20 protein-coding genes are annotated in these 23,555 nt (G+C 70.2%); 11 read left to right on the top strand and 9 right to left on the bottom strand.

The annotated features are described in order from the left end of the window. Positions 1-134 precede the first annotated feature (134 nt). Positions 135-1,463, top strand: coding sequence for a PLP-dependent aminotransferase family protein (locus tag C2U31_RS29745; protein ID WP_103276083.1), 1,329 nt, complete (start codon positions 135-137; stop codon positions 1,461-1,463). On the opposite strand, the gene C2U31_RS29740 is transcribed toward C2U31_RS29745, so the two are convergent. The 4 genes from C2U31_RS29740 to C2U31_RS29725 form a co-directional block, all read right to left on the bottom strand. Continuing rightward, a complete protein-coding gene (locus C2U31_RS29740) occupies positions 1,438-2,496 on the bottom strand; it encodes a serine hydrolase (RefSeq protein WP_233772557.1) in 1,059 nt (352 codons plus the stop codon). The two genes, C2U31_RS29745 and C2U31_RS29740, sit on opposite strands and share 26 nt — an antisense overlap. Positions 2,497-2,591: 95 nt before the next feature. Then, positions 2,592-3,104, bottom strand: coding sequence for a GNAT family N-acetyltransferase (locus C2U31_RS29735; RefSeq protein ID WP_199770919.1), 513 nt, complete (start codon positions 3,102-3,104; stop codon positions 2,592-2,594). Positions 3,105-3,214: 110 nt separating this feature from the next. Next, on the bottom strand, positions 3,215-4,678 hold the full coding sequence (locus tag C2U31_RS29730; RefSeq protein ID WP_103276082.1) for a transporter substrate-binding domain-containing protein: 1,464 nt from the start codon (positions 4,676-4,678) through the stop codon (positions 3,215-3,217). Positions 4,679-4,941: 263 nt separating this feature from the next. Beyond that, positions 4,942-5,991 carry an endonuclease gene (locus C2U31_RS29725; RefSeq protein WP_233772555.1) on the bottom strand — a complete coding sequence of 350 codons (1,050 nt, stop codon included), beginning with the start codon at positions 5,989-5,991 and terminating at the stop codon, positions 4,942-4,944. Positions 5,992-6,242: 251 nt separating this feature from the next. Between C2U31_RS29725 and C2U31_RS29720 the strand changes: the two genes are divergently transcribed. Both C2U31_RS29720 and C2U31_RS29715 read left to right on the top strand, forming a co-directional pair. Then, on the top strand, positions 6,243-7,142 hold the full coding sequence (locus C2U31_RS29720; RefSeq protein WP_103276081.1) for an amidohydrolase: 900 nt from the start codon (positions 6,243-6,245) through the stop codon (positions 7,140-7,142). Between the two features lie 107 nt (positions 7,143-7,249). Continuing rightward, entirely contained in the window at positions 7,250-8,479 is a 1,230-nt protein-coding gene (locus tag C2U31_RS29715; protein ID WP_103276080.1) for an MFS transporter, read from the top strand. 45 nt (positions 8,480-8,524) lie between these two features. Here C2U31_RS29715 and C2U31_RS29710 read toward each other — a convergent pair whose 3' ends face one another. Together C2U31_RS29710 and C2U31_RS29705 are read right to left on the bottom strand one after the other, a co-directional pair. Continuing rightward, positions 8,525-8,830, bottom strand: coding sequence for an NIPSNAP family protein (locus C2U31_RS29710; protein ID WP_103276647.1), 306 nt, complete (start codon positions 8,828-8,830; stop codon positions 8,525-8,527). Positions 8,831-8,927: 97 nt separating this feature from the next. Then, on the bottom strand, positions 8,928-9,809 hold the full coding sequence (locus C2U31_RS29705) for a LysR substrate-binding domain-containing protein (protein ID WP_103276079.1): 882 nt from the start codon (positions 9,807-9,809) through the stop codon (positions 8,928-8,930). A 76-nt stretch (positions 9,810-9,885) separates the two neighbouring features. Between C2U31_RS29705 and C2U31_RS29700 the strand changes: the two genes are divergently transcribed. From C2U31_RS29700 to C2U31_RS29680, 5 genes are all read left to right on the top strand, one after another. Next, a complete protein-coding gene (locus C2U31_RS29700) occupies positions 9,886-11,034 on the top strand; it encodes a four-carbon acid sugar kinase family protein (RefSeq protein ID WP_103276078.1) in 1,149 nt (382 codons plus the stop codon). Positions 11,035-11,060: 26 nt separating this feature from the next. Continuing rightward, a complete protein-coding gene (gene pdxA, locus C2U31_RS29695; RefSeq protein WP_103276077.1) occupies positions 11,061-12,077 on the top strand; it encodes a 4-hydroxythreonine-4-phosphate dehydrogenase PdxA in 1,017 nt (338 codons plus the stop codon). Further along, positions 12,074-12,748 carry a 4-hydroxythreonine-4-phosphate dehydrogenase gene (locus C2U31_RS29690; protein WP_103276076.1) on the top strand — a complete coding sequence of 225 codons (675 nt, stop codon included), beginning with the start codon at positions 12,074-12,076 and terminating at the stop codon, positions 12,746-12,748. The genes pdxA and C2U31_RS29690 overlap by 4 nt, the downstream gene beginning before the upstream one ends. Before the next feature lie 156 nt (positions 12,749-12,904). After that, positions 12,905-13,903 (top strand): tripartite tricarboxylate transporter substrate binding protein, encoded by a 999-nt coding sequence (locus C2U31_RS29685; protein ID WP_103276075.1) that lies wholly within the window; start codon positions 12,905-12,907, stop codon positions 13,901-13,903. A 74-nt stretch (positions 13,904-13,977) separates the two neighbouring features. Then, the gene (locus C2U31_RS29680) at positions 13,978-14,802 is read left to right on the top strand and encodes a creatininase family protein (protein WP_158658496.1); all 825 of its coding nucleotides are present in this window, start codon (positions 13,978-13,980) and stop codon (positions 14,800-14,802) included. On the opposite strand, the gene C2U31_RS29675 is transcribed toward C2U31_RS29680, so the two are convergent. Genes C2U31_RS29675 through acnA form a run of 3 tightly spaced genes read right to left on the bottom strand, consistent with a single transcriptional unit; the run spans position 14,777 to position 19,130 of the window. After that, a complete protein-coding gene (locus C2U31_RS29675; protein ID WP_103276073.1) occupies positions 14,777-15,529 on the bottom strand; it encodes an ABC transporter substrate-binding protein in 753 nt (250 codons plus the stop codon). The two genes, C2U31_RS29680 and C2U31_RS29675, sit on opposite strands and share 26 nt — an antisense overlap. Before the next feature lie 28 nt (positions 15,530-15,557). Then, a complete protein-coding gene (locus C2U31_RS29670; protein WP_103276072.1) occupies positions 15,558-16,472 on the bottom strand; it encodes a GntR family transcriptional regulator in 915 nt (304 codons plus the stop codon). Between the two features lie 21 nt (positions 16,473-16,493). Further along, positions 16,494-19,130, bottom strand: a complete 2,637-nt coding sequence (gene acnA / locus C2U31_RS29665; RefSeq protein ID WP_103276071.1) for an aconitate hydratase AcnA — start codon at positions 19,128-19,130, stop codon at positions 16,494-16,496. Positions 19,131-19,249: 119 nt separating this feature from the next. On the opposite strand from acnA, the gene C2U31_RS29660 reads away from it, so the two are divergent. The 3 genes from C2U31_RS29660 (at position 19,250) to C2U31_RS29650 (ending at position 23,529) form a co-directional block, all read left to right on the top strand. Beyond that, positions 19,250-20,242, top strand: coding sequence for a tripartite tricarboxylate transporter substrate binding protein (locus tag C2U31_RS29660; protein ID WP_103276070.1), 993 nt, complete (start codon positions 19,250-19,252; stop codon positions 20,240-20,242). Between the two features lie 57 nt (positions 20,243-20,299). Beyond that, positions 20,300-21,361: a lactonase family protein gene (locus tag C2U31_RS29655; protein ID WP_103276069.1), complete on the top strand. Its 1,062-nt coding sequence runs from the start codon at positions 20,300-20,302 to the stop codon at positions 21,359-21,361. A gap of 188 nt (positions 21,362-21,549) precedes the next feature. Next, entirely contained in the window at positions 21,550-23,529 is a 1,980-nt protein-coding gene (locus C2U31_RS29650) for a methyl-accepting chemotaxis protein (RefSeq protein WP_103276068.1), read from the top strand. Positions 23,530-23,555: the final 26 nt, after the last annotated feature.

Genomic DNA, 23,555 nt, shown 5'->3' with positions numbered 1-23,555 from the left:
AAAGGCGGCGGCAAGCCGTCAGGACGGCTGCCGCTGCCGGCAGGGGAGCCGTTCGGGGGAACGCGGACCCTGCCGAGGCAATGCTATGCTTCTGGATCAGTACAATCAAACAATTGTCATGGATACATCTGCCCATGCCACAGGCTCGCTACAAGCAGCTGGTTGACGCCTACGCCGCCGATATCCGCGAAGGGCGCCTGGCCCCGGGCACGCGCCTGCCCACCCACCGGCAGCTCGCCGCCAGCCAGGGGCTGGCCCTGGTCACGGCCTCGCGTGTGTACGCGGAACTGGAATCCATGGGCCTGGTCAGCGGCGAGACCGGCCGCGGCACCTTCGTGCGCGAACCGGAATGGCCGGCCTTCCTGGGCACGGACACGCAGACTGCCGCCGCCAGCATGGCCGACTTGAGCTTCAACTACCCGTCGCTGCCGGGCCAGGCCGAGCAACTGCGCGCCGCCTTGCGCCAGCTGGCGCAGTCCGGCGACCTGGACGCGCTGCTGCGCTATCAGCCGCATGGCGGCCGGCCCCATGAACGCGCCGTCGCGGCGCGCCATCTGGCCACGCACGGACTGCGGGCGCCAGCCGAGCGCGTGCTGATCGTCTGTGGCGCCCAGCATGGGCTGGCCGTCGCCGCGACCGCCCTGCTGCGGCCGGGCGACGTGGTGGCGGTGGATGCGCTGACCTACTACGGCTTCAAGGGCGTGGCCGAGGCGCAGCGCCTGGAGCTGGCGCCGGTCCCGGTCAGCGCCGGGGGACCGGACCTGGACGCGCTGGAACGCCTGTGCCGCGCGCGCCGCGTGCGCGCCATCTATTGCATGCCGACGCTGCACAATCCGCTGGGCTGGGTGCTGGATCTGGCGGGCCGGCGGCGGCTGGTGGACATCGCGCGTCGCCACGACCTGATCGTGATCGAGGATCAGGTCTACGGCTATCTGGTGCATCCGCAGCCGGCGCCGCTGGCGGCCCTGGCGCCGGAGCGCACGGTCTATGTGTCCGGCCTGTCCAAGAGCGTGGCGGCCGGCCTGCGGGTCGGTTTCATCGCGGCGCCCGATGCCTGGCTGCCGGCCATGGAGCGGGTGATCCGCAGTTCCACCTGGAACACGCCCGCCGTCATGTCCGCCATCGCCTGCATGTGGATGGAGGACGGCACGGTGGCGGCGCTGGAGCAGGCCAAGCGCGAGGACGCGCGGGTGCGCCAGGCGCTGGCGCGCCGTGTGCTGGCGGACCTGCCGGTGGTCGCGCATCCCTCGTCGTACTTCCTGTGGATCCCGCTGGCGGAAGAGGCGCGCGCCGACCAGATCGCCATGTCGCTGCAGCGCCAGCAGGTGGCGGTCACCACCGCCGAGCCGTTCGCCACCACGTCCCAGGTGCCGCACGCGATCCGGCTGGCGCTGGGCTCGGTGGACATGGCGGTGCTGGAGGACTCGCTGGAGAAGATCAGGCGAGCGGTGCCGGCGTATTGAGGAAGGGATCGGGATCGAGCAGCGCGGTTTCCAGCGCGCTTTCCATCACGGCCAGCATTCCCGTCCGTGTCTCGCGTCTCGCGGTGAAGCCCGCCATCGCCAGCCGCAGCGCCGGGCAGTAGTAGGCCGCCGTGCCCCAGTAGCCCAGGTGGAAATACACCTCGGCGCCGCCGATGCGCTTGGCGAACAGGCCCAGGCGGTAGCCATCGGCGCCCTCGTGGGCGCCGGGCGCCAGCATCTCGGCCAGCGTGGCGGGGCGTTCGTAGACGCGGCCTTCGAACAGATCGGCGGTCCAGCGCGCCAGATCGCGCGCCGACATGACCAGTCCGCCGCCGCCATAGAGATCCATCGTGGCGCTGACGTCGGTCACGTCCCGCTTGCCCAGGAACTGGCGCGCGCGCGGCGCGGCGCCCGCCGGCGCGGGCTCTGCGATTTCCCACCAGGTCGTGGCCAGGCCCAGCCGGTCGAAGCCCAGTTCGCGGCGCGCGACGGCGGCCAGCGAGTCGCCGGCGGCTCGTTCGATGATCTCGCCCAGCAGCACGTAGCCGGTGTCGGAATACTGGAACTTCGCGCCTGGCGGACCGATGGGGCGGGGTTGGGACGTGTAGCGGCGCAGCTGCTCGCCGCGCGTCCACGCGTGCGCCGGGTCGGCCAGCACGTCGCGGACATAGGCATCGTCGGCATGGTCGGACAGCCCGGCGCTGTGCTGCATGAGCTGACGCGGTGTGATCGCGTCGCAGGCGTGGCCGGCCGATCGCAGCAGATCCACGTGCGCGGGCGAGAGCAGACCGGCGATGGGCGCGTCCAGGTTCAGCCGGCCGCGCTCCTTCAGGCGCAGCGCGATGGCGGCGGTCATGGTCTTGGTGTTGCTGGCGGTGCGGAACGGCGTGTCCACGGTCAGCGCGCGGCCGGCGGCGACGTCGGCCAGGCCGGCGGCAATGCCCCAGGGACGCGGCGCGCCGGCGCCGGCGATGCACAGGGCCGTGGGCGCGTCCAGCGCGAGGATCGCGGCGTTCAGGGCGTCGGGGTTCAAGCGTGCTCCTTGGGTCTGTGTGTTGTTCGTCATGTGCGCAAGGCCCGTGGAATTCGATGCGGACTGCGCGCCTTGCGGCCGCCATCAAGCGGGACTCAGCCGGGGGCGGCGTCGGGATGGCAGAAGCGCAGGAAGCCGTCGCCGGCGAGCTTGTGCACATACTCGTCCGGGGATCTCTCGAAACCCAGCCGTTGGTAGAACTTGGCGCCGCCCGCATTGCCGTCGTCCACGGTCAGCCGGAGATGAGTGTAGCCATTGGCTTGCCCGCGCCGGGCGACCTCGCGCAGCAGCCGTTCGCCGATGCCCGCGCCGCGCCGGGCAGCGGCTACATAAAGATCCTGCACGTAGATGCCGGGCTCGCCCACCCAGGTCGAGAAGAAGGGGAAGTACAGGCACATGCCGGCGAAGCCGCCGTCGTCCTCGGCCAGCATCACTTCGAATTCCGGCCGCTCACCGAAACCGTGGCGCTCCAGGCCCGCGCGCGTGCTGCGCAGGCGTTCGGGCACGCCCAGCGACGCCGCCAGTTCCTGGAGCGCGCGCAGGATCACGTCGCAATCGGATTTGGCGGCGATGCGAAAGCGCAGGTCTGGCGGGGGCGTTGCGGGCATGGCGTCCTGGACGGCGTGGCGGCGAAGGACAGACCATAGCAGAGACGGGAAGAAGGCGGCGCGCGCCGCGCGTCCGGGGGGGACGCGGAGCGCGCGCGGTGCGGCCGGCGTCAGCGGGTCGCCACCCCGCCGCTGGCCGCGCCTTCGGCGTCATTGGCTTCGCCTTGCGCGCGGATCAGCGAATAGGCGATGTAGTACTTGTAGATATTGCTGACGTACTGGACCGTCTCACGGCCGATGCGTTGCGACGCCACGCGCTCGACGTTGTTGAACCAGACGTTGGGATCCAGCCCCAGCTTGGCGGCTTCCTTGCGCAGCTTGTTCACGCGGCCGGGACCGGCGTTATAGGCGGCGAAGGCGAACAGGCCCTTGTTCAGCTCGGTCATGGGTTCGTTGGCGTAGTAGCGGTCGATCGTCTGCCGTACATACTTGATGCCGCCGCGGATATTGTTCTGCTCGACGTGGATGCTGCCGACCTGAAGCTCCTTGCCGGTGGCGGGCATGATCTGCATCACGCCGATCGCGCCGACCGCGCTCTTGGCGTTCTGGTTCAGCCGGGATTCCTGGTATCCCTGGGCCACCATGAGCAGCCAGTCGATGTTGTACTCCTGGCCATAGCGCTGGAAATGCGTGGTCAGGCGATGGAAGCGTTCCAGGTCCTCCGGATCGGCCGCGTGCTTCACCCATTTGGTCGACATCAGGTACTTCTTGAACTGCTGCTTGCCGAAGGTGGTGTCGCCGCGATGCGCGTCCATGAAGGGATTGAGCGCGGCGGCGAGCTGCGGCGAGTCCTTGCGGAAGGCGAACGCGATGTCATTGCCGGCGTCCACGGTAAGGTCCTCGCGCACGACGATGCCGGGAAAGATCTGCTTCCAGAAATTGGCCAGATAGCGGTCGGCGACGGTGATCTTCACCAGATCCGCATTGACCATCTCCAGGATGTCATCGGTTTCGAAGACGCCGGGCGCGTCGCGGATCACGATGGGACGCTTGCCGCGCGCCTGCAGCGCGGCGCTGAGCGTCTTGAGGCTGCTGTAATAGCTGCTGGTCGGGTTGACGAGCACTTCCCTGCCGGCCAGGTCGTCCAGCGACGCGAGCGGCGGGGCGCCCGCCGAGGTGACGATGAGCTCGCGCACGCCGGATGCCAGCGGATGGGAAAAGTCCACCTGCGCGCGGCGTTCGTCCGTGATGGTCAGGTTGGCGGCGACGAGGTCGCCCTTGCCGGCCAGCAGGTCCGGGATCAGCCGGTCGCGGGGCGTGGGCAGGAAGACCACATGGATCCGCGCGTAGTGCGCCTTGACGCCGGCGTTCAGGCGCTTCTCGAACTCCGTCATCATGTCGACGATGAGGCCGCGCTGCGTGCCGCCCTTGTCCAGGAAGTAGAGCGTCTTGTTGTACGGCACCAGCACGCGGACCTGCTGCCGCTTCTTCATGCCGTCCAGGTCGCCGGTCCAGGGCTTGATGTTGTAGGCCAGGCTCAGCGGGTTCTTGCCCTGCGCTGCTGGCGCGGCTTGCGCGGAGGTGAAAAGGGCGGCAAAGCACAATGCCGCGGCCACGACGAAACGCGAACGCATGATGTCCCTCTCCCGGTGGCGCCCGCCCTGCTTGTCGCGCAGCGTCGGGCAACAGCTCTTGTTGTGGTCCGGTCCAGGCCATGAAGCTGGGGGCGGTCGCCGGATGGTGCGTCGTTATGCGTTGAAATATATCGTAATTCGAAGTCGGAAAATTGAACTCTTTGCCGCGAATGCAACGATTGTTGTTTTCGCGCCCGGAGCCGGGGAGCGCACAGGCCATGGCCGTGATCCCGGCGGCGCCCCGGGCTCGCTCCGCCGTCGGCTCAGTCCGCTTCGTCGATGCGCACGGATACCGGGAAGTGGTCGCTGTAGCCATCCACATTCACGTTGCGCGCGGCGTCGCCCTTGGGCAGGCCGAAGCGGATCGGCCCTTCGCCGACTCGATGGTCCACCATCTCCGGATAGGCTTCGATGCGCGCGCTTTCCACCCGCGCGCGCAGCGCGCCGGATCCGGCCAGCAGACCTCGCGCGACCAGGATCTGGTCGAACACATTGCCGTCGCCGCTGAAATACAGCGTGCCGTCCAGATCGCGCGCCTTGCCACGATGGTCGACCGCGGCCTGCGTCAGGTAGCGCCAGCTCAGGTTGTAGAACCGGGCGCTCTGCGCGCGCGCCACGTCGCCCTGCTCGCGCGTGGCGCCGGCATGGATCGTGAGCGAGGCGTCGAACGGATCGTCGTTGAAATCGCCCATGGCCAGGACGGCCGCGTCGGGCCCTTTCACCTCGCGGATGCGCTCGTGCCAGTAGCCCAGCGTTTCGCCCGCCGTGGCGCGAAAGCCCGCCGAGTACTGCGGCCCGCGTCCGGCCGGCGCCGAGCGCGACGGCCAGTGGTTGGCCAGCGCGATCAGTTCGTTGCCGGCGGCGGTGACGAAGGTGCATTGCGTGATGTCGCGCGTGCCGGTGCGGCGCATGACCCAGTGCGAGAACAGTTCCTTGCGCCTGGGCTTGAGCCGCTTGCCGTCCGTGATGAAGGCGGTGTCGATGCCGCGTTGCTCGCGTTCGGCGTCCACGTGAATGATGTCGTAGGCGCGCTCCGGCAGCAGCGCGTTGAGCCGCTCGGCCAGGGCCTGCAGGGCATGACGGTTCTCGACCTCGCAGACGCCGAGCAGGTCGGGGCCCTGGCCGTCGCCCATTCGCGCGATGATGGACGCCAGCTGCGCCACCTTGCGCTCGAACAGCTCCGGGGTCCAGCCTCGCAGGTCGTTGCGCAGCCTGTCGGCCAGCCAGGGTTCGCGCTCGGGGTAGCCCTCGGGCGCGAACAGGTTTTCCAGGTTCCAGAACGCCACCAGATAGTCCATCGGATCGTCCTCCATGCCGCGCGTCGGGCGACGCGGCCTCGCCTTGTCACGCGGGGATTGTTCAGGCCGCAGGTTGCAGCTTCATGAGCGGAAATATTGCGCGCGAGGGGAGGGCGTAACTCTTCTAGATGTCTGATTTCGTTCACTTTTTGACGAGGGTTTTCACCGAGTCATTCGTGCGCGATTGGACCTAGTATTGCGCCCGTTGCGCCGGCCCGCAGCCGCGATCCGCCGGCGTCCGTATGTCAGCTTCAGGAAGGAAAAGCATGCGCAGCAGTCCGACGCGTCCCGGTCAGGACGTTCCCTTTTGCCTGCCGCCCCAGGAACGGGTCGAAGCAGCCAGCTTCGAGATTCCGCCGGGCGCCTGCGATACGCACGCGCACGTCGTGGCGGCCGACGCGCCGGCCTATCCGATGGTGGCCGGGCGCAGCTACACGCCGCATCCCGCGACCGAGCAGTCCTATCTGTCCATGCTGGACGCGCAGGGCATGGCGCGCGGCGTGCTGGTGCAGATCAGCGTCTACGGCACCGACAACCGCTACATGCTGGAAGTGCTGCGCCGTCATCCGGACCGGCTGCGCGGTATCGGCGTGGTGGCGCCCGCGGTGACAGACGCCGAACTGGAGGCCATGCACGCCGCCGGCGTGCGCGGTCTGCGCATCAACGTGCTGTTCGGCGGCGGCATCGGTTTCGACGCGATGGAGACTTTGGCGCGGCGCATCGCCGGCCTGGGCTGGCACATGCAGTTCCTGATGGATGCGCGCCAGCTGCCCGAGCTGATGCCGCGCATGCGCAAGCTGCCGGTGCCGGGGGTGATCGATCACATGGGCCACATGCCGGTGGCGCAGCGCACGGACAGCGCGGGCTTTCAGGCCATGCGCCATCTGCTGCGCGAACACGGCTGGTGGGCCAAGCTGTCCGGCGCCTATCGCATCAGCGAGCGCCACGACAGCCATGACGACGTCACGCCCTGGGCGCGGGCGCTGATCGAGGCCGCGCCCGAGCGGCTGGTGTGGGGCAGCGACTGGCCACATGTACACATCACGCGCATGGTCGACACCGGCCGGCTGCGCAACCAGCTGGCGGACTGGGCGCCGGATCCGGAGGTGCGCAAGCGCATCCTGGTGGACAACCCGCAGCGGCTGTACGGCTTCCCGGCAGTCTGAGCGCCCTGGCCGCGCGGGCGCCAGACAAGCCCGCATCGCTTATTCATCCGCGCCGCGGCGGCATCCGCGCGCGCATTTTCCCCTTGCAACATCAAAGAGGCATACGCATGCAATGGTACAAAGAGCTCAGCGTCACCGAGCGTCGCACGTTCGTCGGCGCCTTCGGCGGCTGGGCCGTCGACGCGCTCGACTTCATGGTCTTCACTTTCGTGATCTCCACGCTCATCAATTTGTGGGGCATCGACAAGGGGCAGGCCGGCATGCTGGGCACCGTCACGCTGCTGTTCTCGGCGCTGGGCGGCTGGCTCGCGGGCATCCTGGCCGACCGCTACGGCCGCGTGCGCGTGCTGCAATACACCATCCTGTGGTTCTCGGTCTGCACGGTGGCCATCGGCTTCGCGCAGAACTTCGAACAGCTGTTCGTGCTGCGCGCGCTGCAAGGCCTGGGCTTCGGCGGCGAGTGGGCCGTCGGCTCGGTGCTGATGGGCGAGATCGTCCGCGCCCAGCATCGCGGCAAGGCCGTGGGCACGGTGCAGAGCGGCTGGGCGGTGGGCTGGGGCGCGGCGGCGATCCTGTACACGCTGGCCTTCTCGCTGCTGCCGCCTGAGTGGGCCTGGCGCAGCCTGTTCTGGATCGGCGTGCTGCCGGCCTTCCTGGTGCTGTACATCCGCAAGCACGTGCCCGAGCCCGAGGTGTTCCAGCGCAACCTCGCCAGGCAGAAGGACGCGGCGCAGCGCACGTCCTTCTGGGCGATCTTCTCGCCGGCGCTGCTCAAGACCACGGTGGTGACCTCCTTGCTGTGCACGGCGGTGCAGGGCGGCTACTACGCGATCACGACCTGGCTGCCGACCTTCCTGAAGACCGAGCGCAACCTGTCCGTGCTGAACACGGGCGGCTACCTGCTGGTCATCATCCTGGGCTCGTTCTGCGGCTATATCGTCGGCGCCTATCTGGCCGACCGCCTGGGCCGGCGCGCCAACCTGCTGATCTTCTCGGTGCTGTCGGCCGCCAGCGTCTACCTGTACACGCAGGTGCCGCTGAGCAATGAACAGATGCTGGTGCTGGGCTTTCCGCTGGGCTTCGCCGCCTCGGGCATCTTCAGCGGCATCGGCGCCTACCTGACCGAGCTGTTCCCGTCCTCGGTGCGCGCCACGGGGCAGGGCTTCGCCTACAACTTCGGGCGCGGCATCGGTGCGCTGTTCCCGAGTCTGGTGGGCTTCCTGAGCCAGACGCATGGGTTGGCCTGGGCCATCGGCGCCTTCGCCACCGGGGCCTATGTGATGGTGATCCTGACCGCGCTGCTGCTGCCCGAGACCAAGGGACGCGAGCTGTCCTGAGCGCGACGCGGACGTGGGGCCGGCGCGCGCCGGCCCCGTCCGTGATCAGCCGAACACCGGCCGGAAGAAGCTGCGCTCGTAGCTCAGGATGCAGCGTGTGTCTTCGGCATACTTGAACGCCGCCGCGCATGCCGGATCGTCCTTGGACTGATTCCGGTACGTTTCATAGGCGGCCAGGCTGGGGAAGGTGAACAGCGCCAGCGCGATGTTGTTGGCGCCTTCGGAGGGCAGGAAGTAGCCGTGGTGGCGGCCGCCGAATTTCTCGACCAGCGGGATCCAGAGTTTCCCGTAATGTTCGAATTCGGCCAGCTTGGACGGGTCGATGACGTAGCGGAGATAGCAGGTGACCATGGAATGCGCCATGCCTTGTGCGGGTGGAGGGAATGCGCAGCCTATGCAGGCTGGCGGCGCGCGTCAACCGCGAGCCGCCAGCCTGGCCACGCTGTCTTCAGGCGTCGGCTTCGCGCGCAGCGCCGGTCAGCCAGTCCTTCAGCGCCGTCAGGGCCGGCGCCGCGCCGGGCGGCACGGTCTTGGGCTCGATCAGGCCATACTCCGAGCCGTCGGGCGTGAAGCCCAGCGGCGCGGCCAACCGGCCGCTGCGCAGGTCGTCCAGCGCCAGGATGCGCGGACAGAGCGCCACGCCCAGGCCGGCGGCGGCGGCTTCGACGATCAGGAAATGGTGGTCCAGGTAGCGCGTGGCGCGCGGCGCGGCGCGGCCGGGCTGCCGGCCCAGCCAGTCGTCCCAGGCCGCCGGGCGCGTGCGCGAGGCCAGCGCCACATAGTCGCCGGCCTCGAAGCCGGGCAGCAGGGCAGGCGTCATGACCGGTCCCATGCTTTCGCGCATCAGCGGCGTGACGCGCCAGTCGGGGTTCACGGGGAAGTCCAGCCGGCGCAGCGCCAGCGACACTTGGTCGCGCGAGAAATCCAGCGGCCCGCCGCCGACCGACAGATGCAGCTCGATCTCCGGGTGGCGGTCCTGGAAGGCGGATAGCCGAGGGATCAGCCAGCGCATGGCCACCGAGCGTTCACAGGACAGCACCACCGGACGCTTGGCGTCGCGGTCGCGCAGTGAATCAATGGTGTCGTTGATGAGGGCCAGCGCCCGGCCCATGGCCGAGGCCAGGGCCTGACCTTCGGCCGTCAGGCGCAGGCCCCGGCCGGCGGGTTCGAACAGCTCCAGGCCCAGGTCGTCGCTCAGCTTGGCCACGCGCCGGCTGACCGCGCCGTGGGTGAGCGCCAGCGCATCGGCCGCCGCGCGCATGGACCCCAGCCGGGCGACGGCCTCGAAGGCGCGCATATCGTTCAGGGAAGGGCGTCGGGTCGTTTTCATCGGTGAGGTTCTATCACCATAAAAAGTCAGAAAGTATGGATTTTTCTGCCTGGTGATCTGCATTTTAATCACCAATATGAATACGCAGAAAGACCCCGCGAAACAGGTCGGCATCATCGCCGACGACCTGACCAGCGCCGCCGACGGCGCCGGCCCTTTCATGGAATGGGCCGGCGTGGCGCATATCAGCCGGGGCGGCCTGACGCGTTCCGACGCGCCGGTGCTGTCGGTCGACACCGGCAGCCGCGCGCTCGGCGAGGCCGAGGCCGGCCAGGTCGTGGGGCGCGCCGCGCGGGCGCTGGCCGATTGCGGCACCTTGTACAAGACCATGGACTCGACGCTGCGCGGCCATGTGCGCGAAGAATTGTCGGCCGCGTTCCGCGCCAGCCGCCGCCAGCTGCTGGTGGTGGCGCCGGCCTTTCCCGACGCGGGCAGGCTGACGCTGGGCGGCAACCAGTACGTGCACGGCAAGCTGGTGGCCGCCAGTTCCTATGGCCAGGACCCCGTGCATCCGGCGCGTACCTCGCGCATCCTGGATCTGGTCGATCCGGCCCTGGGACCGGCCATCGTGGTGCCCGAGGATGCGAGCGTGGCCGAACTGCGCGCCGCCGCCAACAAAGCGCGCGTGCTGGTGCTGGACGCCAGCAGCCAGCAGGCGTTGAACGACCGCGTGGCGCAACTGTCCCTGCACGCCTGTCTGTGGGCCGGGTCGCCCGGCATGGCGCAGGCGCTCGCCTTCCAGCTCGGCGCGCGCGCCGCCGCGCCGCAGGCGTCGCGCCGCGCGTCGCGCGTGCTGGTCGTGGTGGGCAGCGCCAATCGCGTCAGTCATGAACAATGCGCCGCGCTGCAGGCCGCCGGCGCGCAGCGCATCCAGGACGCCGACGAGATCCGCGCCGACGCTTGCGTCGTGTTCCTGCAGGCGCCCGCGCAACCCGACGGCGATTCGGCCAGGGTGCTGGCCGGGCTGGTCAGGCAGGCCCGCCGCGCGCTCATGGCGCACAGCTTCGACGCCCTGATCGCCACCGGCGGCGATACCATGGCCGCCCTGCTCGACGCGCAGGGCATACATGCCTTCACGCTGCTGTCCGAACTGGAACCCGGCTTTCCGCTGGGCGTCACCGGCCTGGCCGGCCGCGACCGCTCGCTGCTGCTCGCGATGAAGGCGGGCGGCTTCGGCGGCCCCGACACACTGCGCGCCGCCGCCTGGCGCCTGCTCGGTCAATAACCGTCCCTTTTCTCCTGGAGCCCTCAATGTCCGCTTCCGCACTGCCCATGGCCGTGACCATGGGCGACCCTTCCGGCATTGGCCCGGAGATCGTCGCCAAGACCCTGTTGCAGCCCGACTACGCGCGGCGCTGCGTGGTGGTGGGCGATGCCGCCGTGATGGCGCGCGCGCTCGATTCGCTGGGCGCCGCCGATCGCCTGCGCGTGGTGAGCGACGTGGGCGAGGCCGTGTCCGCCGCGGCCTTCGAGCCGGACGCCATCCGCCTGCTGCCGTCGTCCGAGATGGCGGTGCCGCCGCCGCTGGGGCGGGTCGATCCGGCCAGCGGCAAGGCCGCCTATCAGGCCATCTGCCACGCCATCGACCTGGCCCGCGACGGGCGCGTGGCCGGCATGGTGACCGCGCCCATCCACAAGGAGGCGCTGTCCGCCGCCGGCGTGCCCTATCCCGGGCACACCGAGATCCTGGCGGATCGCGGCGGCGCCGGCCGCGTGGCCATGATGCTGGCCAATGACGTCATCGCCACCGTGCTCGTGACCATCCACTGTTCGCTGCGCCAGGCCATCGAGCGCGCCGATTTCGACGCGCAGATGTCGGCCATCCGGCTGGCGCACCAGGGCGGCCGCGCGCTGGGCGTGGCCGCGCCGCGCGTGGCGGTGGCGGGCCTGAATCCGCACGCCGGCGAAGGCGGGCTGTTCGGCGACGAGGAAGCCCGCATCATCCTGCCGGCCATCGAGGCCGCGCGGCGCGAGGGCATCGACGCCAGCGGCCCCTGGCCCGGCGATACGGTCTTCATGCAGGCGCGCCAGGGCCGCTTCGACGTGGTGGTGGCGCAGTACCACGACCAGGGCCTGATTCCGGTCAAGTACCTGGGCCTGGACCAGGGCGTCAACATCACGCTGGGCCTGCCCTTCGTGCGCACCAGTCCCGACCACGGCACGGCGTTCGACATCGCCGGGCAGGGCAAGGCCGACCCGGCCAGCCTGCAGACCGCCATCGACTACGCCTTCCGCCTCGCCGCCCATTCCAAGGACCAGACGCCATGAGCCATCCCGATTTCATCTTCATGCTGACGCGCAACGACCGCACCGTCGCGGGAGCCGCCGAGTATCTGGAAACCGCGCTGGAGGCCGGCGTGCGCCACATTGGCTTCAAGGACATCGGCCAGCCGGTGGAAGAGCTGGCGCGGCTGAACCAGCGCATCAAGGCGGCGGGCGCGTCCAGCTATCTGGAAGTGGTGTCTCAGGACCTGGACAGCGAATTGACGTCGGTGCGGGTGGCGCTGGATCTGGGCGTGGATTACCTGCTGGGCGGCACGCACGTGGACGAGGTGCTGCCGCTGCTGGCCGGCTCGCGCATCCGCTACTACCCGTTTCCGGGCGAGGTCTACGGCCATCCCAGCATCCTGGGCGGCACGCTGGAGGAGATCGTCGCCAGCGCCCGCCGCATCGGCGCGCTGCCGGGCGTGCACGGGCTGGACCTGCTGGCCTATCGCGCCAGCGTCGACGTGCCGATGCTGATGGCCGAGGTCTGTCGGCAGGCCGACGTGCCCGTGATCATGGCCGGCTCCATCGACACCACGGCCCGCATCCAGATCGTGCGCGACGCGGGCGCGGCGGGTTTCACGGTGGGCACGGCGGCGCTGGACGAGCGTTTCCCGGCTCCCAGGCCCGGGCTGCTCGCGCAGCTGAAGACCATTCTGGCGGCGGCGTCCTGAGCCGCGCCCTGTCCACGCGAGGGGCGTTGCCTCCCGGGCGGGCGCAAGCGCATTCATAAGCTGTTCCGTTGCACAGGTAGTACCCATATCAACAAGTCGTAGCCGGGCGGCAAGCCCGAGAACGATGGGCCGGCGACCATCCGCAAGGAGTTCGCAATGAGGAACCGCATATTCCCCTGTGGCGGCTGGATCGCGACGTTGCGCGCCGCGATCCTGGGAGGGACCGTCCTGGCCGTGGCCGCGCCTGGCGCGGCGGCCGCCGATTTTCCCGAGCGCCCGCTCAAGATCGTCGTGCCCTATGCCCCGGGCGGCTCGACCGACGTGGTGGCCCGCATGCTGGGCGAGAAGCTGGCCGCGCAGTTCGGGCAGCCGGTGCTGGTCGAGAACCGGCCCGGCGCCAGCGAGCAGATCGCGTCTGCCTACGTGGCCAAGTCCACCGCCGACGGCTACACCATCATGCTGGCGACCATGGCCGGCCTGGCCGTCAATCCCTGGCTGTACCAGCTGCCCTATGACGTGCTGCATGATTTCGCGCCCATCGTGACTGCGGTCAAGATGCCGAGCTTCATCGTGGTCAATCCCCAGACGCCGGTCAAGAGCGTGCCGCAGCTGACCGACTATCTCAGGAACAACCGCGTGAGCTACGCGACCGCAGGCACCGGCACGCCCAGCCACCTGGCCATGGAGATGTACAAGAAGTACGCCAAGGTCGACGCGGAAAGCGTGCAGTACAAGGGTGGCGCGCCGGCCCTGCAGGACGTGATGGCCGGTCATGTGCCGGTGATGGTGGCGCTGGCGCCCGAGGCGCTGCCCTACATCAAGGGGGGCAAGCTCAGGGCCCTGGCCGTGACCAGCGCCGCGCGGTCTCCCTTCCTTCCCGACGTGCCCGCGGTCACCGAATACCCCGACCTCAAGGGCTTCGAGATCGATCAATGGCTGGGCTTCGTGGCGCCGGCGGGCACGCCCGGCGCCGTCGTCAACACGCTCAACCAGGCCATCAATGAAGCGCTGGCGGATCCGCAGGTGCGGTCCAGGCTGGCCGAGCTGTCCATCCTGCCGCAGGGCGGTTCGGTCGCGCACTTCACGCAGCTGATGCGCAACGAGAACGTGAAATGGAAGCAGGTCATCAAGGATGCCGGCATCAAGCTCCAGTGAGGCCGGCGGCGTCCGACGGGACGCCGCGCCGCCTTGCCTATCCTCAGTCCATCCCTTATCCCGCGAGAATCATCATGCTCTTGACCTCCAGCCCCTGGCTGCACGAACGTAGCTGGACTTCGGTCCAGGAATATCTCAAGCACGACGACCTGATCCTGGTCCCGATCGGCGCCACCGAGCAGCACGGCCGCCACACGCCGCTCATGGTCGACACCGGCTGGGCGATCGCCGTGGCCGAGGGCGCGGCCCTGGCCACCGGCACGCTGGTCGCGCCGCCGCAGCACGTGGGCTGGTCGCCGCATCACCTGGCCTATTGCGGCGCGCTGACATTCCGGCCCGAGACGCTGATCAGCGTGATGGTGGACATCGGCGAATCGCTGATCCACCACGGCTTCAGGAAGATCGTGTTCGTCAACGGCAACCGCATCGCCAACCTGCCGCCGATGGAGATCGCCGCCGCCAAGCTGCGCTTTTCCACTGGCGCCTATGTGTCCGTGGTCGACGCCGGCCTGATCGCGCGCCGGGAAGTCGGCAAGATCTGCCAGGCCGGGGAAAACGGCCATGGCGGCGACAGCGAGACCTCGTTCATGCTGCACTGGCGGCCGGACCTGGTGGACATGTCGCAGGCCGCTCCGGGCAAGCCGCATCAGACGGGCGGATCTTTCCCGACCAATCCCATGCCCTATCAGCCGCCGTTCGACCAGAACGTGATCTCGGTGCGCATCACCGCCGAGGAAATGCTGCGGGGGCATGAATCGGGCATCAGCGGCGACGCCACCGTGGCCGACGCGGACAAGGGCCGGCGCGTGCTGGAGGCCATCGTGCGCAACACCGCCCGGCACATCGAGGAGGCCAGGCGCCTGAAGCCCGAGGTCAGGCGCCCGCCGATTCCGATCTGACCGCCGCCGGCGCCACCGAGGCGCCCTGGATGCCGTGGCGCGCGAGCGCGTCGGCGACGAAGCCGCCGGCCTTCATGCGCTCGACGAAATCAGCCAGGTGGCGCTGGGCCTCGGCCGGATAGCCCTTGGGGCAGCCCATGGCCTGGCGGATCACCATGAAGCGGCCCGGCAGCAGGCGCAGCCCGGCATGGCGGGCCGCGTCGGCCTCGAGCTGCTGGCGCACGCCGGCGGCCACGTCCAGCTTTTGTTCCAGGAAGGTGTCGACCACGGCGGGCGAGGTCGGCGCGCGCACGATTTCGGCCGCCTTCAGCTCGCGCGTCAGGTACAGGTCATAGGCGCTGCCCTTGCCCACGGCCACGCGCAGGCCGGCGCGGTCCACTTCTTCGTTGGCGCGCAGCGGCGAGTCCTGCCGCACCAGATAGGCGCCCTCGATCAGCACATAGGGCTCGGTGAAGGCGATGCCCGCGCCGCGCACGGGATCGACGGCGAAAAAGCCGATGTCCGCCTGCGCCTGCGTCACGATGTCCACCGACTTGCCGGCGGCATCCACCACCACCAGCTCCAGCTCGACGCCGAGTTCGCCGGCATAGGCCCGCGCCAGATCGACCGAGACGCCGGCGGGCTGGCCGCTGGCCGCGTCCAGGCGGGCGAGGATGGGGTTGCCGAGATTGATCGCGGCACGCAGTTTTCCGGTGGGGCAGAAGGCCAGGGCGATGGATGGGTTCATGGCGGGCGCGCGGGTCGATGCCCGCGGATCAGGGGCGCGCGTTCGGATGCCCGGCGTCGGGCGAACGCAGGAGGGGGGTGATCAGGGCGATGTTGCGCAGCGTGCTCGACAGGTGCTCGCGCATGGCGTCCGAGGCTTCCTGGTTGCGTTCGCGTTCCAGCAGGTCGAGGATGCGCAGGTGCTGCTCGCAGTGTTCGCGGTAGCGCTTGCGGTCGCGCATCGAGCGGTACGAAAGCAGCCGGCGCACGCGGTTCACGCGGCGGATGGCGTCGATGAAGAAGGCGTTGCCCGACGCTTCGACCAGCGATTCGTGAAAGCGCACGCCGCGATCGTGCAGCTGGTCCGCGCTGTCGGTCTCGATGCCGCCGTCCAGCAGGTGCATTTCGGCCTGGCGGCAGCGCGCCAGCACGGCGGGGTCGAGCCGGTAGCCGGGTTCCAGCAGCGCCGCCGGCTCCAGCGCCAGCCGCAGCCGGTAGGATTGCAGCAGCGCATCGGGCGTACGCATCATGGCCGAGAATTCCCAGCCGTAGCCGGGCCGCCGCTCGATCCAGCCTTCGGCGCCGATGCGGTCCAGCACGGCGTTCAGCTGGCTGGCCGTCAGGCCGTAGCGCTGGCGCAGCAGCGATTCGGTGACGGCCTCCGGCAGCGCGCCGCCCAGCAGGTCGTCGGCGATTCGGAAGTAGGCCTCGCGCGCCGGATCCGGCGTGTTGTCCAATGACAGCGACCGCGCGTCCGGCGCATCCCGCGCCACGAAATAGCCGCGGTTCGGCATGCGCGCCACCAGGCCCTTGTCGGCCAGCTGGCGCAGCGCCTCGTTGACCGGCGAGCGCGACACGCGCAGCCGGTCGGCCAGCATCTGCGCGGGCAGGTGCGAACCGGGCGGCATGGCCTCGGCCTGGATCAGGCCCACGATCTGCGCGGCGATGGAGCTCTGCGATTTCATGCGCTCCACTGTAACCCGGTTTCATGCGGCGTCCGGACGCTCCGGGGCCGTGTCCAGCGCCTGCCGCAGGATGCGCGGCATCACGCCGCCTGCGGCCAGCAGCGTGGTCTCCAGCTGCGTTTCCACGGCCGCGATCGCCTCGAAGGCGAGCTGTCCGCCATCGGCGCGCAGCACGCGCACCGGCACCTTGGCGCGCGGCCGCAGCGCGCTGGCCGGCGCGTCGATGTCGATGCGGTCGCCGGGCGCGAGCTGGAGACGGCTTGGGCCCCACTGCGGCGGCAGGCGCAGTGGCAGAATGCCCATGCCGATCAGGTTGCTGCGGTGGATGCGCTCGAAGCTCAGCGCCAGCACGGCGCGGATGCCCAGCAGGCGCTGGCCCTTGGCGGCCCAGTCGCGCGACGATCCGGTGCCGTAGCGCTCGCCCGCGACGAGCACCACCGGCAGCCCGGCGTCGCGGTAGCGCGCGGCGGCCTCCCATAGCGGCAGCGTCTGGCCCGAGGGCGCGTGCAGCGTGTGCGCCACCGGCGCCACGGGCGCGTACAGATTGACCAGGCTGCGGCTGTGGAAGGCGGCGCGCAGCATCACTTCCCAGTTGCCGCGACGCGACGCGAACACATTCAGGTCGCGCCGGTCCTCGCCGCGCGCCGCCAGGAAATCGGCCACCAGGCTGTCGGGCGGAATGGCGCTGGCTGGCGAGATGTGGTCGGTGGTGACGTCGTCGCCCAGCACCAGCAGCGGATGGGCCGTGTAATGGCCGAGCAGGCTGCCGGCGTCCAGCGCCGCGAAGGGCGGACGGCGCAGGATGGTGGAGTCCGGCCGCCAGGGAAAGCGCGTGCCCGAGGGCGCCGCCAGCGCATGCCAGTCGGGGTTGGCCTGCGCCGCCTGGAAGTCGCGCGCGAAATCGGCGGCGTCCAGGCCGGCGTCCAGACAGGCCTGGATTTCCGCGTCCCTGGGCCAGATGTCGCGCAGCAGGACCGGCGCGCCGTCGGCGTCGACGCCCAGCGGCTCGGCGTCCAGGTCGCGCTCGGCGTCGCCGGCCAGCGCATAGGCGATCACCAGTGGCGGCGACACCAGGAACCCCAGCTCCAGATCCGGATGCACGCGGCCGGGGAAGTTCCGGTTGCCCGACAGGATGGCCACGGGTCGGACCTGGCCAGCCTGCGCGGCCCGGGCCACGCGTTCGGGCAGCGGACCGGAATTGCCGATGCAGGTGGTGCAGCCGTAGCCCACGATGTCGAAGCCGATGGCGGACAGATCGTCCATCAGCCCGGCGCGGCGCAGGTAGCTGGCGGCGGCGGGCGAGCCCGGCCCCAGCGAGGTCTTGACCCAGGGCGCGGCGGCCAGTCCGCGTGCGCGCGCCTTGCGCGCCAGCAGGCCGGCCGCGATCAGCAGCGCCGGGTCCGAGGTATTGGTGCAGCTGGTGATCGCGGCAATGGCCACGGGATAGGCGGGCAGGCCGTCCGCCGGGCCGGGGGCGCGCGGGCCGCTCGCGGCCAGCGCGGCGGGCACGCCCGCCAGCGGCAGCAGGTCTTGCGGTCGGCGCGGGCCCGCCGCGTGGCTGGCGATGCCGTCCAGCGCGATGGTGATGGTGCGCGTGTAGCGCGGGCGGGCCTGCGGATCGAACCACAGGCCGTTGCGCTGCAGGTAGGCGCGCGCCAGGTCCAGCGCCCCCGCGCGTCTGCCGGTCTGGCGCAGATAGTCCAGCGTGCGCTCGTCGGGTGGAAAGTAGCCGGTGGTGGCGCCGTATTCCGGCGCCATGTTGGCGACCACGGCCCGGCTGCCGGCGGACAGCGTGGCGACGCCGGGGCCGAAGAATTCCACGAACTCGCCGGACACGCCGATCTGGCGCAGCCGCTGCGTGACCGTCAGCGCCAGGTCGGTGGCCAGTGCGCCGGGAGGCAGGGCGCCGGTCAGTTCCACCCCGATCACGTCGGGAATGCGCAGCATGGTGGGCATGCCGAACATGACCGTCTGCGCTTCCAGTCCGCCCACGCCCCAGCCCAGCACGCCGATGCCGTTGATCATGGGCGTGTGGCTGTCGGTGCCGATCATCATGTCGGGCGCGGCCCAGCGTTCGCCGCCCAGGTCCAGCTCGCGCACCAGCACGGCCAGTTGTTCCAGGTTCAACGTATGCATGATGCCGGTGCCGGGCGGATGGATGCGCACGCCGCGCAGCGCGCCGGCGGCCCAGCGCAGGAAGCGGTAGCGCTCGCCGTTGCGGCGGATCTCGTGGCCGATGTTGACGCGGGCCGCGTCCGGGCGGGCATGGACCTCCACCGCCAGCGAGTGGTCGACCGACACGTCCACCGGCAGCGTGGGGTTGAGCAGGGCCGGGTCGGCGCCGGCCTCGGCCAGCGCGTCGCGCATGGCGGCGATATCCACCAGCGCCGGCGTGCTGGTGGTGTCGTGCATCAGCACGCGGCCGGGCTGGAAGGCGATTTCCGCTTCGCTGGCGCCGTCGCGCAACCAGTCGAACAGCGCCGCCACCGTGGCTGCGCGCTCCGCGCCGCGCTGGTGGCGCACGACGTTTTCCAGCAGCAGCCGCAGCACCACGGGCAGGCGCGGATAGTCCGCGCCGAGCGCGGGCAGGTCGACGATGCGGTAGTCCCGCGCGCCCACGCGCAGCGTGGCGGGCGTGAAATCGGGGAAAGTATCCATGCGGGCATTATTGCATTTTAAGATTTAAAAATGCAATATAGAAAGAGAGGACTGGCCGGACCGCGCAGCGCGGGCGGACCTGTCCCAGCCCGAACCCAATGCCGGCACAGGAGACTGCCATGCGATTTACCCGACGGCTGCTTGCCGCCCTGACCCCGCTCGCGGCGGGGGCCTTCATCCCTGCCGCGTCCGCCGCCGCGCAGGACTATCCCAGCCGTCCGGTCACGCTGATCGTGCCCTTTTCGGCCGGCGGCGGCGTCGACGCCATCGCGCGCCTGCTGGCGGAAAAGCTGCGCGACACGCTCAAGCAGAACATCGTGGTGGAGAACAAGCCCGGCGCCAGCGGCATGCTGGGCGCGCAATACGTGGCCAAGGCCGCGCCCGACGGCTACACGCTGCTGCTGGGCTCGGCCGGCGAGACGGCGATCAATCCCTACGTCTACAAGGGCCGCATGCTGTACTCGCCCGAGAAGGACCTGGCGCCGGTGACGCTGGTGACGCGCGTGCCCAACGTGCTGGTGGCGGGGCCGTCCCTGCAGGCGTCCAGCGTGGCCGAGCTGGTCGAGCGCGCGCGCGCCAAGCCCGGCGCGCTGACCTACGCCACCAGCGGCGTGGGCAATCCGCAGCACCTGAACGGCGAGCTGCTGCAATCGCTGGCCGGCATCACCATGGTCCATGTGCCGTACAAGGGCGCGTCCGGCCAGCTGGCCGACGTGGCCAGCGGCAATGTCGACATGACCTTCGTCAGCTACGCGGGCGCCGCGCCCTTCATCCAGGGCGGACGCGTGAAGGCGCTGGCGGTGACGTCGGCCACGCGAGCCAGCTTCGCCAGGGACATCCCCGCCATCGCCGAGACCCCGGGCCTGTCGGCCTACGCGCTGGAAAACTGGTTCGGCCTGTACGCGCCCGCGCGCACGCCGCCGGCGGTGGTGCAGCGGGTGTACGAGGCGGTGCGCGACGCGCTGGCCGATCCGGCGTTGGCGCAGCGCCTGCGCGAGCAGGGCGGCGAGCCGGCGCCGCTGCCGCCCGCCGAGTTCGCCGCCTTCATCGCCAGCGAAAGCAAGCAGTACGCCGCCATCGTCGAGCGCGCCGACATCACGGCGGACAAGTGAGGAAGCGGCCATGAACACGGATCCGGCGGGCCGCGTCGCCCAGGACTGGGAGAGCACATGTACGCATACCTAGGCTGTCGCACCACCCGCGAGCGCAATGCGCGCGGCGCGGGCATCTCGGTGTTCAAGGTGGATCCGGCCAGCGCCCGGCTGGAACTCGCGCAGGTGCTGGACGGGCTGGTGAACCCCTCCTACCTGGCGCTGAACGCGCGCGGCGACCGGCTGTATGCCGTGCACGGCGACACCACCGGCATCAGCGCCTACGTGGTCGATCAGGGCGACGGGCGGATTCGCCCGCTGAATCGACAGGACACGGGCGGCCTGAATCCCGTGCATCTGGCCATCGATCCGACGGGACGGCACGTGATCGTGTCCAACCATATCGGCGCCAGCGTCGCCGTGCTGCCGATCGGCGCCGATGGCGAGCTGGGGCCGGCCAGCCAGCTGCTGCCGCTGGAAGGGACGCCGGGGCCGCATCGGATCGAGCAGAAGCAGGCCAAGCCGCACGCCAATCCTTTCGCGCCCGATGGCCGCCACGTGATCGTGCCGGACAAGGGGTTGGACCGGATCTTCTCGTTCCGCTGGACGGATGGCTTGTTGACCGCCGCCGCGTCGCCGGTCGCCGTGGCGCGCGAAGGCGCGGGGCCCAGGCATCTGGCCTTCCACCCGGCGGCGTCCCACGCCTATTGCGTCAATGAGCTGGATTCGAGCGTGACGGTCTATCGGTATGACGCGGCCAGCGGCGCGCTCGAACCCATGCAGATCCTGTCCAGCGTGCCGGATACGCACACGGGCAACAACCGCGCCGCCGCCATTCTGGTCGATGCCAGGGGCGAACGCGTGTATGTGTCGAATCGCGGGCACGACAGCATCGCCGCGTTCCGGGTCGACGCGGCCAGCGGCCGCCTGTCCTGGATCGGCGCCGTGGCGTCCGGCGGACGCACGCCGCGCAGCATGGCGCTGATGCCGGGCGGCGATCGGCTGTATGCCTTGAACGAGGACAGCGACAGCATCGTCGCCTTCCGTGTCGACGCCGCGAGCGGCGCGCTGGTGCGCATGCCGGGAGAAACGCGCACGGGCAGCCCGGTCTGCATGGTGTTCGGCGGCGCGCAGGCTTAGCTCAGGCGCGCCCGCGCGCCGGCCGCGCGGCGCGGAAAATTCGGCGCCGGTTTGACTTAAGGCAAACCGACCATGAAGCAGCTCTATAGTTTGCAACCCCTCTGCCGTAAGCGGGTTGAAGGAGTTTTGCCGGTCACGACACGCCAGACATGGTGGAAAGCCCGGCCAGACTATAGGGAAGTACGAATATGAAACGTCTGCTCGGCATGTTGTCGCTACAGCGGAAATTCCTGCTGCTGGGTGGGTTGAGCCTGATCCTGTTCGCCGTCCCGTTGCTGCTGTACGTCAAGGCGTCGTGGGAGACCGCGGCGCAGAAGCGCCTGGAGGCCGCGGGCGCGCGCCCGGTCGCCACGTTGCTGCAGGCCGTGCGCCTGGTGCAGGCGCATCGCGGGCTGTCCAACCTGTATCTGAACGGGGGCCGCGAGGCGGGCGAGGAACGACGCCGGCTGGCGCCCGGCGTCGATGCGCAATGGCGCGAGCTGGACACGCGGCTGCGCGAGGCGGCCGCGCCCGCCCCGGCGCTGGCCACGCTCGATGCGCTGGCCCAGGAATGGCGCGCGCTGCGCAAGCAGGTGGATGACGCGGATATCGCCGCGCCCGCGAGCTTCGAGCGCCATACCGCGCTGGTCGCGCGACTGCTGCTGTTCAAGAACACGCTGCTGGATGACTTCAAGCTCAGCCTCGATGCGGACCTGGGCGCGTCCGCGCTGATCGCGGCGGCCTATCAGGACCTGCCCGTGGCGGCCGAGACGCTGGGCCAGGTGCGCGCCCGCGCGGCGGCGGCGCTGGCGGCCGGCGAGCCGGGCGCGGCGCAGCGCCTGGCGGTGGACACCGGGCTGGCGCGCGCGCGCGACATGGGCGCGAACATCGCGCGCAACCTGGAACGCGCGCGAACCGGCGCGCCGGCGCTGGCGGCGCAGATCGATGCCGCCGCCGGGCGGGTGCGGCAGGCGCTGGACGGCATGGATGAACTGACGCGCGCTTCGCTGGCGCGCGCCGCGAGCCTGGCGGACGAGGAGCGGCGCGGCTATTTCGGCAAGGCCACCGCGCAGCTGGAGGCGCTGTACCGCGAGATCGACGGCGCCACGGCGCTGGCGACCGGGCTGCTGGAGCGCGAGGTGGCTCGGATCGGGCGCGAGCAGATCGCGCTGTGGAGCGTGCTGGTTGTCCTGGCGCTGGCCGCGCTCGCGCTGGGCGTGCTGATCGCGCGCTCGATCGCCGGGCCGCTGGTCGAGGCGGCGGCGCTGGCGCGGCGCGTGGCCGAGTCGGACCTGAGCGCGCGCGCCGCGCCGCAGGGGCGCGACGAGACGGCCCGGCTGCTGGCGTCGCTGAACCGGATGAGCGAAGGACTGAGCGGCACGGTGCGTCAGGTGCAGGCCGGGGCCGCCGCGATCGAAGGCGCGGCGGGCGAGATCGCCGCCGGCAACCATGATCTGTCGCGTCGCACCGAGGAACAGGCAGCCAGCCTGGAGGAAACCGCGGCCTCGATGGAACAGTTCACGGCCACGGCGCGCCAGAACGAGGCCGAGGCGCTGGCCGCCGGCGAGCGCGCCCGGGGCGCGGCCGATCTGGCGGACCAGGGCGGGGCGGCGGCGCGCGAGGCCAATGCCGCGATCGGCGCGGTCCAGGGCAGCGCGGCCCGCATCTCGGAAATCATCGGCGTGATCGAGGGCATCGCCTTCCAGACCAACATCCTGGCGCTGAACGCGGCGGTCGAGGCCGCGCGCGCGGGTGAGCAGGGCAAGGGTTTCGCCGTGGTCGCCAGCGAGGTCCGCAGCCTGGCGCAGAAGTCCGCCACGGCGGCGCGCGAGATCAAGGACCTGATTCAGCTGTCCGTCGAGCAGATCGAGGGCGGCGCGGCCAAGGTTTCGCGCGCGGGCGCCGTGATCCAGGGCCTGGTGACCGAGATCCGCGAGGTCTCGGGCCTCGTCGGCGGCATTGGCGCGGCGGTGGCCCAGCAGACGGCGGGCATCGAGCAGGTGAACCAGGCCATCGCGCAGATGGACGACATCACGCAGCAGAATGCCGCGTTGGTGGAAGAGGCGGCCGCGGCGTCGGAAAACCTGCTGTCGCAGGCGGCGGCGATGAACCGCATGATGGCGGTGTTCACGCTGCGGGACGAGCCTGCCGCCCGGCGTGTCGACAATCTAATCCCGTTGCGCGGCTAAAGTCGCGGCCCCCGCTGCCGTAAGTT

The sequence above is a fragment of the Achromobacter sp. AONIH1 genome, assembly GCF_002902905.1.
Taxonomy (GTDB): Bacteria; Pseudomonadota; Gammaproteobacteria; order Burkholderiales; family Burkholderiaceae_B; genus Achromobacter.
The sequence above is the reverse complement of the archived record's forward strand: the minus strand, read 5'-3'. Positions and strand labels throughout refer to the sequence as shown.

What these genes read in the sequence shown, in the direction of transcription:
- C2U31_RS29705 (WP_103276079.1), bottom strand. Translation starts at nt 9,809, where the DNA reads ATGAAAACGACCCGACGCCCTTCCCTGAACGATATGCGCGCCTTCGAG.
- C2U31_RS29735 (WP_199770919.1), bottom strand. Translation starts at nt 3,104, where the DNA reads ATGCCCGCAACGCCCCCGCCAGACCTGCGCTTTCGCATCGCCGCCAAA.
- C2U31_RS29690 (WP_103276076.1), top strand. Translation starts at nt 12,074, where the DNA reads ATGAGCCATCCCGATTTCATCTTCATGCTGACGCGCAACGACCGCACC.
- C2U31_RS29655 (WP_103276069.1), top strand. Translation starts at nt 20,300, where the DNA reads ATGTACGCATACCTAGGCTGTCGCACCACCCGCGAGCGCAATGCGCGC.
- C2U31_RS29650 (WP_103276068.1), top strand. Translation starts at nt 21,550, where the DNA reads ATGAAACGTCTGCTCGGCATGTTGTCGCTACAGCGGAAATTCCTGCTG.
- pdxA (WP_103276077.1), top strand. Translation starts at nt 11,061, where the DNA reads ATGTCCGCTTCCGCACTGCCCATGGCCGTGACCATGGGCGACCCTTCC.
- acnA (WP_103276071.1), bottom strand. Translation starts at nt 19,130, where the DNA reads ATGGATACTTTCCCCGATTTCACGCCCGCCACGCTGCGCGTGGGCGCG.
- C2U31_RS29660 (WP_103276070.1), top strand. Translation starts at nt 19,250, where the DNA reads ATGCGATTTACCCGACGGCTGCTTGCCGCCCTGACCCCGCTCGCGGCG.
- C2U31_RS29715 (WP_103276080.1), top strand. Translation starts at nt 7,250, where the DNA reads ATGCAATGGTACAAAGAGCTCAGCGTCACCGAGCGTCGCACGTTCGTC.
- C2U31_RS29710 (WP_103276647.1), bottom strand. Translation starts at nt 8,830, where the DNA reads ATGGTCACCTGCTATCTCCGCTACGTCATCGACCCGTCCAAGCTGGCC.
- C2U31_RS29720 (WP_103276081.1), top strand. Translation starts at nt 6,243, where the DNA reads ATGCGCAGCAGTCCGACGCGTCCCGGTCAGGACGTTCCCTTTTGCCTG.
- C2U31_RS29725 (WP_233772555.1), bottom strand. Translation starts at nt 5,991, where the DNA reads ATGGAGGACGATCCGATGGACTATCTGGTGGCGTTCTGGAACCTGGAA.
- C2U31_RS29700 (WP_103276078.1), top strand. Translation starts at nt 9,886, where the DNA reads ATGAATACGCAGAAAGACCCCGCGAAACAGGTCGGCATCATCGCCGAC.
- C2U31_RS29670 (WP_103276072.1), bottom strand. Translation starts at nt 16,472, where the DNA reads ATGAAATCGCAGAGCTCCATCGCCGCGCAGATCGTGGGCCTGATCCAG.
- C2U31_RS29680 (WP_158658496.1), top strand. Translation starts at nt 13,978, where the DNA reads ATGCTCTTGACCTCCAGCCCCTGGCTGCACGAACGTAGCTGGACTTCG.
- C2U31_RS29730 (WP_103276082.1), bottom strand. Translation starts at nt 4,678, where the DNA reads ATGCGTTCGCGTTTCGTCGTGGCCGCGGCATTGTGCTTTGCCGCCCTT.
- C2U31_RS29675 (WP_103276073.1), bottom strand. Translation starts at nt 15,529, where the DNA reads ATGAACCCATCCATCGCCCTGGCCTTCTGCCCCACCGGAAAACTGCGT.
- C2U31_RS29685 (WP_103276075.1), top strand. Translation starts at nt 12,905, where the DNA reads ATGAGGAACCGCATATTCCCCTGTGGCGGCTGGATCGCGACGTTGCGC.
- C2U31_RS29745 (WP_103276083.1), top strand. Translation starts at nt 135, where the DNA reads ATGCCACAGGCTCGCTACAAGCAGCTGGTTGACGCCTACGCCGCCGAT.